The following is a 13,581-nucleotide window of genomic DNA, read 5'->3' as shown; positions in this document are numbered from 1 at the left end:
CAGGTTCGCGCCGCCAACATAATGTCCATGCATCTCTCTTTTTTATTCAAAACGCTCAATTACCATGGAACTGAATAGAAACGACATCCTCTCGGAGATCTTCACCGGACTGCGGATCTCAAGTGATACCTACTTCAGAACGCACTTTGCCGGAGACTTCTCCATCGCTATTCCGACAGAGCAACGACGCATCCGGTTTCACCTTGTCCTGCGTGGGTCCTGCTGGCTTTGCATGGAGGGTGAGCCGCCGGTGTTTCTGGAGGAAGGCGACGTGGCGCTGATCCCCAATGGCGCGGCGCAGATGATCAAATCAGACCCCGTTTTACCTTCGATTGGGCTGGGTGAACTGCTTGCAAGCGGTGCCTTGCGCGATGGGTGCCTGCATGTTGGCGAAGGAGCTGACATCACCTCCCTGCTCTGCGGTTTCTGCCGGTTTGATGAGGAGCTGGATCACCCCATTCTCTCCAGCCTACCCGCCTCTTTGAGGCTTCGCCTACAGGATCTGGGATCTGAGCCTTGGCTGGCTGCAACTCTCAAACTCCTTGCACTGGAAGCTAACTTCAACGGACAAGGATCCAGCGCGATCCTGAACCGGTTGATTGAGACCATCGTCATCCAAAGCACGCGAACACTCAGCGCCCGCCCCAGCGAAGATGCACAGGCTGGGTTCATTGCTGCCTTGGGAGATAAGTCCCTATCCCGCGCCATCACGGAGATCCACCGTGTGCCGGAACAGAACTGGCAAGTCACACATCTTGCAGAAATCGCGGGCATGTCACGGGCCAGCTTTGCCCGCCACTTCATCCGCCACGTTGGCAAGCCTCCCATGGAATACGTTCGCGACTGGCGTCTGATGCGCGCCCGCAGCCTGCTGACCGACACCAACCTCAGCAGCGAAGAAATCGCCACCCGCTGCGGCTACAACTCCCTGCCCTCATTCTCCAAACTCTTCAAAAAACGCTTTGGCATGGGGCCGGGCACGTTTCGGAGGAATGGTGGGAGAACTTAACTCCCAAACCGTACCTGAGCTTCTGAGACCACGAGGTCACGGAACCATTTGTGGGCGGGGGAGGTGCGGTTGCGGATGTGCCAGATGGCGCTGATGCCAACGTCAACGACAGGCACTGGGCATTTACAGGAGGCGAGGCCGGATTTTATGCCGCCGCAGATCAGCTTGCGGGGCATGGTGGCGATCAGGTCTGTGCCCGGCAGTGTGGCAGCAAGGGCGTTGAAGCTAGGGGCGGAGTAAACCGTTTGCCGCTTGTGGCCTAACTCAGCCAAAGCACGGTCGATAAACGTCACTTCATCAGCCGTCACGAGCATATTGGCGTGTGGGGCAGCGACATACTTCTCCAGCGTATCCGGCGCATCGCGGGTGATAGGGTCGTAAAAGACCACGAACTCATCATCAAACAAGGTCTGCGCCACGAACTCATGGGAGTCAGGCGGAGGTAGCGGCGTGAACAGCAGGTCGGCTTCTCCATCCACCAGTGAGGCCACCTCATGACGATGAGACAGACGGCAGCGGAGCGTGACGTTGGGCGCTTCTTTGCGTAGCCGCTTGATGACAGAGGGGATCAGCAGATTATGGTCTTCATCACGGCAATCGATCACGAAACGGTTGGTCGCAGTAGACGGATCAAAGCTGGAAGGCTCTCCAATCAGCGCTAGCGTATGCAGAAGTTCTTCAACCATGGGCATGAGCGCATCCATGCGCTCTGTCGGCACCACATTGCGACCAGCCTTGACGAACAGCGGATCTCCCAAAAGACCGCGCACACGCTCCAAACCATGACTGACGGTGGACTGGTTCACTCCCATCATCTGGGCAGCCTGCGTCACTGATCCGGTTTCATGGATCAACTTCAACATCATCAGAGCGCGGCCATCGAGACCCAAATAATTCATTTTCTGCATAGTTCTCATTAAATTAATGCATTTGAATTCATTAAGCCAGCCCCTCATGTTTCGGCAGAACACACACTCTCACTTTCAAAGGAACAAAAGATGCAGGATAAGAGAGTTTCTGTCGCTGTTGCGTATCACTCCGGTTTTGGTCACACCGAGACCCTGGCAAAATCCGTTGTAAACGGCATCAATGCCATTGAAGGCGCGGATGGCGTTTTGGTGGATGTCACTGGACTGAATAATGATTTCACCATTCTGGACAATGCAGACGCCATCATCTTCGGCTCACCAACCTATCTGGGCTCTGTCAGCGGGCCGTTTAAGATGTTCATGGATGCAACGGGACAGATCTGGATGCACCGCGGATGGCAGAACAAGCTGGCAGCGGGCTTTACGATTTCCGCCTCCCCAGCGGGTGACAAGCAGAGCACCATCATCCAGATGTCCGTTTTTGCTGCTCAGCATGGCATGGTCTGGGTGGGTGCCAACGATGAGCCGGGCAATAACTCCAGCACCAGCACCGCAGATTCCATCAACCGCCTCGGCGCGTATCAGGGCATGATGGCGCAGGCCAACGTGGATGAAGGACCAGAGGTAGCACCGCCGAATGCAGATCACCGCACGGCAGAATCCTTTGGCAAGCGTATTGCTGAAGCTTCCCTGCGCTGGGGCAAGGCACCGGCCACACCTGCGCCAGCACTGGAAGTGACCGTTTAAGCACCCCAATACCAACGTGAAAGTCGTCCCTCCAGCACCACGAGGCAGGAGGGAAAATCAACCCCAAAAACGGCTTTTGCAAACTGGCCCCTCACTCGTTGAGGGGCCTTCTCATCAGGCAGCCTGAAAATCGTGCAGAATCACATTGAAGCCTTCATCAACCGTTGGCGCTTCAAAGTATTTGGTGAACTGCTCAAACTGCTCTTCGCTCACCGTAAACTGATGTTCGCCGGCCTCATTGCGCACCCATAAACGCTCTTTACACACCTCATCAGGCACGGAGAGATAATGCAGCTCGTGGGCCACGTTGGCGGCTTCGAACAAGCTCTTCAGCCATTTGCGATTGCGCACCGTGTTGGCGGGAAAATCCAGCGCAACGGAAACACCATGCTGAAGCAGGCTGACGATGTGCGGACCAATCGCCTGCCGTACGCGGGCGGAATATTTGACATAATCTTCCAGCGATTTCAGCTCATCGGGAAAGAGCGTTGCGTTCCAGTGGTCCTCACTGATCAGCACTGCACGGTGGTCTTTCACCAGATGAGCCAGCAAAGTGGATTTACCAGAGGCAATCTTTCCGCACACCAGAAGCAGCTTTGTTTCCTGAGCAGTCATAATTACCTCCGTAAAATAAAATCAAAACTATAGGGCTATCATACCAAGATTCACCTCAGGTTGCACAATGCGACATAGCACCCCGAACGCGCGTGAGGCGGGCCCAATACCATCACGCAAGCTTGGCCATGCTGCGTTGAATCTCAGAGAGCCATTTCTTACGTTTGCTTTCCTTGCAGAACTTCACGTAAGTCAGGTTAATCCAGTTGCGGTTCTTCACGCCCATCTTCCAGAAAGTGCCGGTCAGCAGAGCTTTCTTGATCGCATTGCCGAAGATCAGGCGATAGGCGATGCTTGGGGTGTTCATGGTGGTAATCATGGTGATACCGCGCAGGCCGGAGAGTTTGCAGAGCATGCGGGTGCCGTGCTCGTTGTAGTCATAGGCAATACCGGGAAAGATCACCTTGTCGATGAACCCTTTGGTGAGCGCAGGCATCAGCTCCCACCAGATTGGGAAGATGAAGATGATATGCTCAGCCCGTTGCAGGCGCTCTTTGTAGTTCTGCACTTGCGGGTCCAGCAACTCTGCGGATTGTTGCGGTTGGGTTCTGGCAGAAACGAAGGCTTTCAGATCTTTCGATCTCATCACCGGATCAAACTCATCCTTGTCCAGATGGATCAGATCCACCTCATGATCATTGCTGAGCAGCCCTTTCATGACAGAACCGAGCACTGCGTTGCAGTAGCTGCCCTCATAAGGGTGATTGAAGACGATTAGGACGCGCATATTTAGCTCCTCTCTTGTTTTTTCGCAAAACTAGACTGGAGCAACAGCAAACCGCGTTATCCTTTGTTAACGCCTTTCATACTTTTTCCGAATGCGGCTGAGAGAAACCGGCGTGACACCCAGATAAGACGCGATGTAGTGCTGAGGCACTGTTTCAAAGAGCTTGGGATTGGACTTCACCAGCTCCTCATAGCGCTTTTGCGGGCTGAACCTGATCGTGTTGAGGAACAGACGCTGGTAGGATGCCAAACGAGCGATGAGAATATCAAAGGTGAGATTGCGGAACTCTGGGTTTTCATCAAGCGCTTTGAAAACGCAATCCTTTTCAACCACCTGAACAACTGTCGGCACCACAGCTTCAATGCCGAACTCACTGGCTTCAGCGTTTAGGAAGCTCTCAAACGACGCGACCATTTCCCCTTCCATGAAGAAGAACAGGGTGACGTCTTCGCCCTCCTCGTCAACGTAATAGAGACGCAGACATCCGGCTTCCACAAAGTGCAATTTCCGGCTCACCTCCCCCTGATCGAGCAGAGAGGCTTTTCGGCCCAACTCAACTCGCGTCACATCCGGGCGTAGGTACTCCATCAACTTATGTTGCAGCTCTTGCATGTTGGTTCCATTGGTCTTTTCGTAATCGGAATAGTGCTATTCCAACGATGCTTCTCGCAGATTGCCAGTCGTTTGACTCACCACTGGTCTTCATTACCAAAAATTCTACGGTCGCCAACTACGTATTTACACTTATTTATGACTGATAGGATTTCCGTCAAAATGCGCGGCGCTGGCGAGTGAAGCAATAGGTGATAGCCAATGGGCCAGCACATGATCGCTATCTTCCTTTGTCGAGGTACAAAAAACAATGGACGACGCTTCTGGTGGTCGACCGTGCACCGGTGAGGTCCTGCAACAGGAGCCTTGCCGATGATAGAGCTTCTTCTTGAGCCAGAGGTTTGGCTAATCTTTCTCACCCTGTTCGGACTAGAGCTGATTTTGGGCGTCGACAACGTCGTATTCATTTCCGTTCTGTGTGAACGCCTTCCCGTGCATCAACGTGCAATTGCCCGAAACCTTGGTATCGGTCTGGCCGTGCTTGCCCGTGTGGGTCTTGTGTTCTCCATCAGCTGGGTGATGTCGCTCACCTACTCACTGTTTCAGGTCAGCACCGTTGATATCAGCGGTCGAGACCTGATCCTGATCAGCGGTGGTGCCTTCCTACTGGCCAAGAGCGTGTCAGAGCTGAAGCACCTTCTGCTGGTGACTGAGACCGATCATGCCCCTCACCTGGCAAACGGTCTGACGGTTGTGCTGCTGCAGATCGTGGCGATGGACGCCGTGTTCTCCATGGACTCGGTGATCACCGCCGTTGGCCTGACGGATGACCTGCCCATCATGGTTGCGGCTATTCTGGCCTCAGCGGTTTTCATGGTGCTGATGGCAGGTGCGATCAACCGGCTGGTGACAAAGCACCCCGGCCTGAAAGCGCTGGCCCTGCTGTTCCTTGTTCTGCTTGGCGGTCTTCTTATGGCAGAAGGCTTCGAGATCCACATCAACAAGGGGTACGTCTACTTTGCGATGGCCTTTGGCTTGCTGTTGGAGATCATACACATTCAGCTGAGCAAGAAGATAAAAGCTGCTCAGGAACGCCGGAAGTCCAACATCCGGTATCTGAACAAGCCTTCAAGACCAGGCCGACTGGAAAACAGGCAAGCAAACCGCTTCGGCAGTTTAGTGAACCTATAGGGTTTGATCAGCATTTCTGCATAGGCAGAGCAGATGGAGACCGATAGAGAAGAAAGCTGCTGCTTTCATCTCAAGAAGAATCGGATCTCTGTCTGTGCTGGAATTACTCGCGATTTGCTTTATCGGTCTGCTCGGCGGTGTCGCCGTTGGCGTACAGGCGCCCATGGGCGGCGTTATGGGCCAACGGATTGGCGGTGCGGCAGCCAGCGTTATCATTCACGCAGGCGGCCTGGTCGCATCACTTGCGCTGCTGTTTGCGCGCAAAGGAGAGCAGATCAGCGAGTGGCGCACCATCCCGTGGTACATGCTGGCCAGCGGTGTCTTTGGCCTCATCCTCTACCTCACTATCACGCAGACCCTGCCGAAACTGGGCGCCACCTCTGCGGTGCTGCTGATCATCGTCGGGCAATTGCTCGCTGGCATGGTGATTGACCACTTTGGCCTTTTTGACCTGCCCATCCGCTCCATCGATCTCTCCCGCCTGCTCGCCGCTGTCCTGCTCATTGTCGGGGCCTACCTGATGGTGCGCTGAACAAAGGAACATCAGAAATGCAAAAAGTCGTCGTAACCGGAAGTTCTGGCCGCATAGGGTGCGCCATTGTCTCTGCTCTCACTCCCTCGTACGACGTTATCGGTGTTGACCGTATCGCCGGTTCTGCCACGAACTGCATCGCCGACATTTCTGATAGCTCCACCATGCAACGCCTCTGCCAGGGGGCTGTCGCGGTAATCCACTCAGCCGCACTGCACGCCCCTCACGTGGGTGCGTTTTCAGAGGAAGAGTTTCATCGCATCAACGTTGAAAGCACGGTCACTTTGGCCAAAGCAGCACGTGCCGAGGGCGTTGAGCGTTTTATCTTTACCAGCACCACAGCGCTTTATGGATATGCGAGTACACCCGCAGACGAAGCAGCCTGGATCACCGAGCAGACTGTTCCGCAACCCCGTACAATCTATCACCGCACCAAGCTGGAGGCTGAGGAGTGTTTGGCACCTTTGGCAAGCTCTGACTTCAAGGTGAGAGCACTGCGTATGTCACGCTGCTTCGGGGAAGAGCCAGCGCTCATGGCGGCTTACAGGCTGCATCGCGGGATCGACAAACGCGATGTCGCCACCGCCCACGTGGCCGCTCTCAGTGATGACGGCAAAAACTTTGACCGCTTCATCATCTCCGGCAAAACACCATTTCGCCCGGAGGATACGCAGGAGCTAAAAACCAACGCACCAGCCGTCATAGCCCGCAGAGCGCCGGAGGTTGTGCAGCTGTTTCAGTCTCATGGTTGGGCGCTTCCCCAATCAATCGACCGCATCTACGACCCCAGCTATGCCAAGCACGTGCTGAACTGGGAAAGCAAGCGCGACAGTTTTGATTTCGCTGCCACGCTCAACTCTGCCTGATCAGCTGTCGCTCAGACCAACACCCGTTCAGACCCTTCTGAGAGATGATAGATGCAGCCCTGCTTGCGGGGGAGTTGAAGCAACTCAAGTTGACTAAGGCCCAGATAAAGCCCACGAAGCACGATGGAAGTGATGCCATGTGTGACCACGATAGCCGGGCCGGTCAGCTCCTCCAGAAAATGCTGCACGCGACCTGAGATCGCCTCATAACTCTCCCCCTGCGGGCTTGCGAAATGCCAGAGACCACTCTCATAGTCCTCGCCTACCCGGCTCTTCACTTCCTGCTTGGTCAGCCCTTCCCAACCACCGAAGTTGATTTCCATCAGCCGGTCATCCAGCTTCTTCTCAATGGCAGAATCCAGCGCGATTTCAGAGGTATGCACTGTGCGCAACTGCGGGCTGACATACGCCGTGGTGAGCAACGCCTCAACACCTGAAAGCAGCTTGTTTTGCAGCTGTGCCTGCTCCCGACCCAGATCTGTGAGCGGTGAATTCTGGTGCCCCTGAAATTTGCCCGCCACGTTCCATTCTGTCTGGCCGTGACGAAGCACAAAGAGTTCCGGATAGTTTGTCAAAGGATCACCCAGTTCAAATCAAATAGACGAAGCCACGGATTGTGACGGCAACTGCCGGATGTGTCCAGTACAAAGCCAGTAAGCGTAAGCCTTGGGCAAGCCTAACTGCTAGTCTTAACTCATAGGGCTCTAGCTCTATGAAACTTCAATTGATTTTGATTAAAACCTGATATAGCAACTGAAAGCGTGCGCCATACCCGCATGACGAGTACTACGAACAAGCGTGTAAGCAAAAATGACAAGTGACAGTACAGCTCACATCGGCTCAGTAGAGGCAGTCGCCGCCACAGTGGCTATTATCGGTGGCAAGTGGAAGCCAATCCTGCTCTACCATCTCGTAACCGGCTCCAAGCGTTTTTCCGAATTGAAGAAGCTGATGCCCGGTGCCTCTGACAGAATGCTCACCCGCTCCCTAAGAGAGCTGGAAGAGCACTTCATCGTGCGCCGTGAGGTGTTTGCCGAAGTGCCGGTGCGCGTGGAATATTCGCTGACCAAAGATGGCATGTCGCTCATTCCGGTGCTCAATGCCCTGAGCGATTGGGGCCAGGCCCGCAATGGCAACAGCGACGAAGCCGCAGAGCCATCCTCCATCTTCGACGCATTGCTTCCAACATTTTCTGGGTAACGACATGAAGATTGCTTTTCTGGACCGCAGCACCATTGGACCAACCGTCCAAATCTCCAAACCATCTTTTGAGCATGAATGGGTGGAATACGACAACACCTCCCCTGACGAGGTGCTGGAGCGGCTGCAAGAGGTTCAGATCTGCATCACCAACAAGGTTCCGCTTTCTGCAGATGTACTAAAACAGCTGCCGGCCCTGAAGCTGGTCTGCATTGCAGCAACTGGCTACGACAAGGTAGACATCGCCACCTGTGATGAGCTGGGCATCGTCGTTTCCAACGTGCGCGGCTACGCGGTCAACACCGTGCCAGAACAGGCCTTCGCGCTGATCTTCGCTCTACGCCGCTCACTGGTTGGCTACCGGCAGGATGTAATCAACGGCGAATGGCAAAAGTCTGGTAAGTTCTGCTTCTTCCATCATCCGATCAAAGATCTGGCTGGCTCCCGCCTCGGCATCATCGGCTCTGGCACACTGGGCAAAGGCACTGCACGCATCGGTGAAGCACTGGGCATGGACGTGGTGTTCGCAGACCGCAAAGGCGCCAGTGAAGTTCGTCCGGGCTATACCGATTGGCAAGAGGTCATCACCACCAGCGATGTCATCTCCCTGCACACACCACTGACACCAGAAACCCGCGGTATGATCTCAACCGCAGAGTTTGAGGCCATGCAGCAAAAGCCGATCCTGATCAACACCTCTCGTGGTGGTCTGGTGGATGAGGCTGCTTTGGTGCAAGCGCTCGACAAACAGCAAATCGCAGCAGCTGGCTTCGACGTTCTGACCACAGAACCGCCCCAAGCCGACAACCCGTTGCTCAGTATTCTTGACCGACCAAATGTGATCGTCACGCCACACGTGGCATGGGCCTCTGAAGAGGCAATGCAGACCCTATGGGATCAGCTGATCTCTCATATGGAGAACTTCCAGAGTGGCAAACCAAGCAACGCAGTTGGGCGCATTGGCAGCTGAGCTTAGCTGGCTGCCATAACAATCCCAATGCCACCAAGTGAGACCAGAATACAGCCTGCGAGTTCGACAGGCGTGATCTTTTCGCGGAAGAACATCCAGGACGCGGCCAGAGTGAAAACCAGTTCAATCTGAGCCAGTGCGCGCACGTAAGCCACCTGCTGCAATGTCATCGCAGTGAACCAGCCAATGGAGCCCGCGATACCCGCCAGCCCTACCAGCCCGGAGAGCCTCCAGTTTCTGATAGCTGCGCGCAGCTCAGCCGGACAGCTCACCGTCATCCAGCTGCCCATGACCGCAGTTTGAAACGCCGTCACACACACCAGTGTAAACGCTGCCTGCAACAAGAATGACTCTGCTTCAACGGAGAGCGAAGCGGTGCGATAGAATGCTGCGGACGCACCAAAGAACGCTGCAGACGCCAACCCGATCAAGGCAGGTTTGCCAATCAACGTGGACAGAACCACCGAGCTTGACGGGCGCTCCTTGCCAAAGCTGATGAACAATACGCCGATAATACCAAGCACAATCGCGCCAATGCCAAGTGGTGTCAGTTGCTCACCCAGCAAGATGAACCCAAACATCGCCGCCTGAACTGGCTCCGTTTTGGAGTAAGCCGTGCCGACTGCAAAGTTGCGGTAGGAGAACAGGTGTACCAGCAAAAACGTTCCGAAGATTTGCGCCAGGCCACCCAAAGCAGCTGCCCAATAGAAGGTCGTCCCCACATCCGGAACTGCTTCGCCAGTGAGTTTGAGGATCACCGCCAGATAAAGCACGGCAATCGGAAAACCGAATCCGAAGCGAATGAAAGTCGCGCCGGTCGTTCCAATTTTGCCTTTCAGATGCTTCTGCAGCGCTGACCGCAGGTTCTGACTAAACGCCGCTGCGATCGTGATCGGAATCCAAAGTTCCATTTTGATAAATCCTCAACTCCACTCCCCAAGCATAGAGGAGACCGGCCTATACTCTCCATAGGTTTCTTGAAGCTGAACAGTTCACGAACTCATGTTCTATTGAGCAAAATAGAACAATTTTTCCGATCACATTTGAGTGTTTGGCACAGGTTGCAATAAATAAAGATAGATTTTACTTTCTAAATATGATCCATTGCAATGCGGGGGGATATTGTAATGAAACTGATCGTATTGGCCTTCTCGAACTTCATCGCATCCATAGCGATGGGCATCGCGCTAACCGTTGTGCCTTGGGAACTTTCGGAGTCTCTTGGGGGTGAGCGTGTCCTTGCTTTCACCGCAACGTATGCCACTGCCATCCTCATCGTTCTTGCCCCCATCTCCGGCAGGATCGTCGACAGATTCTCACGTCGCTCCACGTTGATGATGTGTATTGTGGTGATGGCTGTGGTTCTTCAGATTTCCTCAATCACCTATGGCAATGCGTTTCTGAAGATCGCCAGTTTGAGCGTGTTTTACTTCGCGTCTCAGGTCTTCTTCCTGTTCTTTTACAACGCACTGTCTGCCTTCATTCAGGAGGTGTTTAACGAGCAAGAACGCGGAAAGGTGAACGGCTGGATGCAGGTGGAAATGCAAGCCTCCACATTCGTGGTAGGCCTGCTGATGATCTACGCCGTAAAGAGCAGCGACTTCCAGTTCCTGCTGCAACTGAACAGCGGCCTGATGGTGATATCTGCACTGATGTTCTGCTTCATTCCCTACAAGAAGCAGGAAAGGCCAGCTCGTGCACGTGTCTCACGTCGTGTGTTCCGAACGATCTTGAAGCGGAAAGATCTCATTCTGCTTGGTGTCTGCGATAGCGTTTCTTTTGTATGCGTTATGATGCTCAACATCGTACACCCAATCTACCTCAACGCTGTACTTCAACTAGATGTTTCTGCGCTGGCCAAGCTCTCCATGTCTTATGGTCTGGGAGCTGCACTTTCTGGATTCTTAATTAGCCGTTTTATCACTACTCAGTCAGCCTTAATGGCCATCAGAGTTTGCCTCTCCATCTTCACCGTTGCACTCCTTACCATCAGCATTCTCCCAGCCATGCCAACCATACTTGTTGGTGTCTTTGTGTTGGGTGCTGCTGGATCAGCCAGCCGTGTTGCATTTAAAACATACGTAATGAGCATGGTTGAGAAGGATATTTTTGGCAGTTATCTCTCTGTCATCAGCTCCCTGACGTATATCCAGCGCACCCTGTTTGGCTTCCTGCTCTCCATGCTGATCGTTGGTTTCCCAGCCTCAAACTATTACTGGTTTGTTTTCGCGATCGGATGCTTCGGGCTCATTCTGTTACAAATACATGCCGTGCTTGCATCCACGCAAAAGCTGGAACTGAGTGAAGCGTGAGTTGCCCCTCACTCAACCGATGCCGCTTCATAAGCTTCAAGCTTTTCATGAATGCTTTGCTTGATATCATCGGGAGCAAAGCTGGCATCGAGAGCCATTCGCGAACTTGTAAGAAGGTCTTGTTCAGTCCAGTCGAAGGTGCGTACAACGCGCTCATGCTCTTCCGTCAGGGATACACCCGTCGTCGCGCGAGCGTCTGTGTTGAGGCTGAACTTCACACCAGCTTGTTTCAACTGCACCAGACTGTGGTCTTTCAGTTCTAAGAAGATATCCGTCTGGACATTACAGCTCGGGCAGACCTCCAGATGTATGCCATCTTTCACCAGTTTCTCCAGCACACGTGGGTCTTCTACTGAACGCACGCCGTGGCCGATACGACTGACTCCGAGTTTCTCCAGTGTCTCCAAAACGCTATCAGCACCGCGCGCTTCACCAGCATGGGCGATGGCATTGAGGCCAAGCGTGTTGGCTCGGCGGAACGCAGCAATGTGCTCATCCAGTGGGAAATTGGCTTCATCAGCTGCCAGATCCAACGCGACAACACCTTGTGTCTGATAACGGGCGACAAGATCGGCCACTTCATAGCTCTGTTCTTTGCAGAAATGGCGCAGAGTGCACAGAATCAGTCGGCAATAGATACCCTCCCGCTCACTGCTCTCAAACATCTGAGCAAGCACCGTTTCCACCACCTCTTCAGGCCGCAGACCATTTCGAGTGTGCAAGTGCGGGGCGAAGCGGATCTCTGCATAAAGCACGTTGTCTGCTGCAAGTTGACGGATCAAACCATCGACACTCACCTGCAAGGCCAACCTAGTTTGCATCAGCGCCAAAGCTGGATCGATACACTGCAGAAACTGCACCAGATCCTTGCACTTTTCAGGCGCAACAAACGCTTCTTTGTACTCAGCAAGTCTCATGCCTGGCTTTAGGAGAGAGGCGGTCTTGTAGTCGAGACTGCAGTCGATATGCGTATGCAGCTCCACCTTCGGCATTGAGCGCAACATATTTGTCATTTCAAAGCTTCCTGCAGCATTTGCCAGAAAATGGTTCTGTCAGCGGTCAACGCCACCTGCGTCGTTTTTGGCTCATCATTGCAATGCCTGTCTTTGAGGATCGTCAGGCCACGCGACGGGCCTTCCCCACACACCACTCTGACAGCGCAAGGCTTCACCTCAGTAATCACAGAAGGGTTCAATGCCGCTACCATGGTGATCGGGTCAGGCAAATCAAACCCTTCAACGCCCGAGGTTGAACTACAGAACTCGCGCAATACCTTTTGAGAGTTCACAGCGACCTTTGCTTTAGAGGTTCCGATAGCCAGCAGTTCCTCAGCATCAGTGTTGGAGATCCCAGCGTATTTGCGGGAGATGTCCCACCCCACCATCACCTTGAGAATAGCAGAGCGAAAGACCACATCCGCCGCTTCAGGATCAGCCCAGATGTTGAACTCAGAAACCGGCGTCACGTTGCCATAGCAATCACTGGTGCCGCCCATGATTGTCATTTTGGCAACATTGCAAGCAAACTCCGGGTCTAGTTTCAGCGCTAGAGCGATGTTGGTAAGCGGGCCAAGAGTGACCACCTCCAACTTACCTTGATGTTGGCGCGCAGCTTCTACCAAAACGACGGCTGCTGGGATGCCGGAAAGGTCGGCGCTGCCTAAATCCAGCCCGATATCCCCCATGCCATCCTCACCATGGATATGCTGCGCCGTTTCCAGCGTGCGGCACAACGGGCTTGCAGCGCCCTCGTGGATCAGAATCTCAAACTCACAGAGCCGAGCAGTGTAGGCAGCATTGCGAGAAGACATATGCACCGGCACGTTGCCAGCCACAGTGCTGATACCGGCCACCCGTTCTGGCGCCAGCGACAGGGCAATCATCAGTGCAACAGCATCATCAGATGCGGTATCCGTGTCGATCCAGAGCTTATTCAAGTTCGCCTCCTACTCTTTATGAGTTGAGTATTATGCTGCTATAAATTGCCTGATA

At 53.8% G+C, this 13,581-nt stretch carries 16 protein-coding genes; 8 read left to right on the top strand and 8 right to left on the bottom strand.

Annotated elements, in window-relative coordinates:
* The first annotated feature begins 64 nt into the window (after positions 1-64).
* Entirely contained in the window at positions 65-1,009 is a 945-nt protein-coding gene (locus PSE_RS10400) for an AraC family transcriptional regulator (protein ID WP_014284808.1), read from the top strand.
* Here PSE_RS10400 and PSE_RS10395 read toward each other — a convergent pair.
* Positions 1,006-1,908, bottom strand: a complete 903-nt coding sequence (locus PSE_RS10395) for a LysR family transcriptional regulator (protein WP_208998141.1) — start codon at positions 1,906-1,908, stop codon at positions 1,006-1,008. The two genes, PSE_RS10400 and PSE_RS10395, sit on opposite strands and share 4 nt — an antisense overlap.
* A 99-nt stretch (positions 1,909-2,007) precedes the next feature.
* Between PSE_RS10395 and PSE_RS10390 the strand changes: the two genes are divergently transcribed.
* Positions 2,008-2,625: a flavodoxin family protein gene (locus tag PSE_RS10390; RefSeq protein ID WP_014284806.1), complete on the top strand. Its 618-nt coding sequence runs from the start codon at positions 2,008-2,010 to the stop codon at positions 2,623-2,625.
* 114 nt (positions 2,626-2,739) lie between these two features.
* On the opposite strand, the gene PSE_RS10385 is transcribed toward PSE_RS10390, so the two are convergent.
* The 3 genes from PSE_RS10385 to PSE_RS10375 form a co-directional block, all read right to left on the bottom strand.
* Positions 2,740-3,240, bottom strand: coding sequence for an ATP-binding protein (locus PSE_RS10385; protein ID WP_014284805.1), 501 nt, complete (start codon positions 3,238-3,240; stop codon positions 2,740-2,742).
* Positions 3,241-3,352: 112 nt separating this feature from the next.
* On the bottom strand, positions 3,353-3,967 hold the full coding sequence (locus PSE_RS10380; protein WP_014284804.1) for an NAD(P)H-dependent oxidoreductase: 615 nt from the start codon (positions 3,965-3,967) through the stop codon (positions 3,353-3,355).
* A gap of 66 nt (positions 3,968-4,033) precedes the next feature.
* Positions 4,034-4,579: a Crp/Fnr family transcriptional regulator gene (locus PSE_RS10375; protein WP_014284803.1), complete on the bottom strand. Its 546-nt coding sequence runs from the start codon at positions 4,577-4,579 to the stop codon at positions 4,034-4,036.
* A gap of 312 nt (positions 4,580-4,891) precedes the next feature.
* On the opposite strand from PSE_RS10375, the gene PSE_RS10370 reads away from it, so the two are divergent.
* The 3 genes from PSE_RS10370 (at position 4,892) to PSE_RS10360 (ending at position 7,108) form a co-directional block, all read left to right on the top strand.
* Positions 4,892-5,710: a TerC family protein gene (locus PSE_RS10370; RefSeq protein ID WP_014284802.1), complete on the top strand. Its 819-nt coding sequence runs from the start codon at positions 4,892-4,894 to the stop codon at positions 5,708-5,710.
* A gap of 94 nt (positions 5,711-5,804) precedes the next feature.
* Positions 5,805-6,242 carry a DMT family transporter gene (locus PSE_RS10365; protein ID WP_014284801.1) on the top strand — a complete coding sequence of 146 codons (438 nt, stop codon included), beginning with the start codon at positions 5,805-5,807 and terminating at the stop codon, positions 6,240-6,242.
* Positions 6,243-6,259: 17 nt separating this feature from the next.
* The gene (locus tag PSE_RS10360; protein WP_041768300.1) at positions 6,260-7,108 is read left to right on the top strand and encodes an NAD(P)-dependent oxidoreductase; all 849 of its coding nucleotides are present in this window, start codon (positions 6,260-6,262) and stop codon (positions 7,106-7,108) included.
* Positions 7,109-7,119: 11 nt separating this feature from the next.
* Here PSE_RS10360 and PSE_RS10355 read toward each other — a convergent pair whose 3' ends face one another.
* Entirely contained in the window at positions 7,120-7,683 is a 564-nt protein-coding gene (locus PSE_RS10355; protein WP_014284798.1) for a histidine phosphatase family protein, read from the bottom strand.
* A 235-nt stretch (positions 7,684-7,918) separates the two neighbouring features.
* Here PSE_RS10355 and PSE_RS10350 point away from each other — a divergent pair, with 235 nt between their 5' ends.
* Together PSE_RS10350 and PSE_RS10345 are read left to right on the top strand one after the other, a co-directional pair.
* Positions 7,919-8,308 carry a helix-turn-helix domain-containing protein gene (locus PSE_RS10350; RefSeq protein ID WP_014284797.1) on the top strand — a complete coding sequence of 130 codons (390 nt, stop codon included), beginning with the start codon at positions 7,919-7,921 and terminating at the stop codon, positions 8,306-8,308.
* A 4-nt stretch (positions 8,309-8,312) separates the two neighbouring features.
* Positions 8,313-9,278 (top strand): D-2-hydroxyacid dehydrogenase, encoded by a 966-nt coding sequence (locus PSE_RS10345; RefSeq protein ID WP_014284796.1) that lies wholly within the window; start codon positions 8,313-8,315, stop codon positions 9,276-9,278.
* Positions 9,279-9,280: 2 nt separating this feature from the next.
* On the opposite strand, the gene PSE_RS10340 is transcribed toward PSE_RS10345, so the two are convergent.
* Positions 9,281-10,189 (bottom strand): DMT family transporter, encoded by a 909-nt coding sequence (locus PSE_RS10340; protein WP_014284795.1) that lies wholly within the window; start codon positions 10,187-10,189, stop codon positions 9,281-9,283.
* A 216-nt stretch (positions 10,190-10,405) separates the two neighbouring features.
* On the opposite strand from PSE_RS10340, the gene PSE_RS10335 reads away from it, so the two are divergent.
* Positions 10,406-11,590 (top strand): MFS transporter, encoded by a 1,185-nt coding sequence (locus tag PSE_RS10335; protein WP_014284794.1) that lies wholly within the window; start codon positions 10,406-10,408, stop codon positions 11,588-11,590.
* A gap of 8 nt (positions 11,591-11,598) precedes the next feature.
* On the opposite strand, the gene add is transcribed toward PSE_RS10335, so the two are convergent.
* Positions 11,599-12,603, bottom strand: a complete 1,005-nt coding sequence (add, locus tag PSE_RS10330) for an adenosine deaminase (RefSeq protein ID WP_041768298.1) — start codon at positions 12,601-12,603, stop codon at positions 11,599-11,601.
* Entirely contained in the window at positions 12,600-13,526 is a 927-nt protein-coding gene (locus PSE_RS10325; protein WP_014284792.1) for a nucleoside hydrolase, read from the bottom strand. Before PSE_RS10325 ends, add begins: the two co-directional genes overlap by 4 nt.
* Between the last annotated feature and the right edge of the window lie 55 nt (positions 13,527-13,581).

The sequence above is a fragment of the Pseudovibrio sp. FO-BEG1 genome (assembly GCF_000236645.1).
Classification (GTDB): domain Bacteria; phylum Pseudomonadota; class Alphaproteobacteria; order Rhizobiales; family Stappiaceae; genus Pseudovibrio.
The sequence above is the reverse complement of the archived record's forward strand: the minus strand, read 5'-3'. Positions and strand labels throughout refer to the sequence as shown.

Bases quoted from the DNA above. Each gene is read 5' to 3' on its own strand.
- PSE_RS10400 (WP_014284808.1), top strand. From the start codon at position 65: ATGGAACTGAATAGAAACGACATCCTCTCGGAGATCTTCACCGGACTG.
- PSE_RS10395 (WP_208998141.1), bottom strand. From the start codon at position 1,908: ATGAATTATTTGGGTCTCGATGGCCGCGCTCTGATGATGTTGAAGTTG.
- PSE_RS10390 (WP_014284806.1), top strand. From the start codon at position 2,008: ATGCAGGATAAGAGAGTTTCTGTCGCTGTTGCGTATCACTCCGGTTTT.
- PSE_RS10385 (WP_014284805.1), bottom strand. From the start codon at position 3,240: ATGACTGCTCAGGAAACAAAGCTGCTTCTGGTGTGCGGAAAGATTGCC.
- PSE_RS10380 (WP_014284804.1), bottom strand. From the start codon at position 3,967: ATGCGCGTCCTAATCGTCTTCAATCACCCTTATGAGGGCAGCTACTGC.
- PSE_RS10375 (WP_014284803.1), bottom strand. From the start codon at position 4,579: ATGCAAGAGCTGCAACATAAGTTGATGGAGTACCTACGCCCGGATGTG.
- PSE_RS10370 (WP_014284802.1), top strand. From the start codon at position 4,892: ATGATAGAGCTTCTTCTTGAGCCAGAGGTTTGGCTAATCTTTCTCACC.
- PSE_RS10360 (WP_041768300.1), top strand. From the start codon at position 6,260: ATGCAAAAAGTCGTCGTAACCGGAAGTTCTGGCCGCATAGGGTGCGCC.
- PSE_RS10350 (WP_014284797.1), top strand. From the start codon at position 7,919: ATGACAAGTGACAGTACAGCTCACATCGGCTCAGTAGAGGCAGTCGCC.
- PSE_RS10345 (WP_014284796.1), top strand. From the start codon at position 8,313: ATGAAGATTGCTTTTCTGGACCGCAGCACCATTGGACCAACCGTCCAA.
- PSE_RS10340 (WP_014284795.1), bottom strand. From the start codon at position 10,189: ATGGAACTTTGGATTCCGATCACGATCGCAGCGGCGTTTAGTCAGAAC.
- PSE_RS10335 (WP_014284794.1), top strand. From the start codon at position 10,406: ATGAAACTGATCGTATTGGCCTTCTCGAACTTCATCGCATCCATAGCG.
- add (WP_041768298.1), bottom strand. From the start codon at position 12,603: ATGACAAATATGTTGCGCTCAATGCCGAAGGTGGAGCTGCATACGCAT.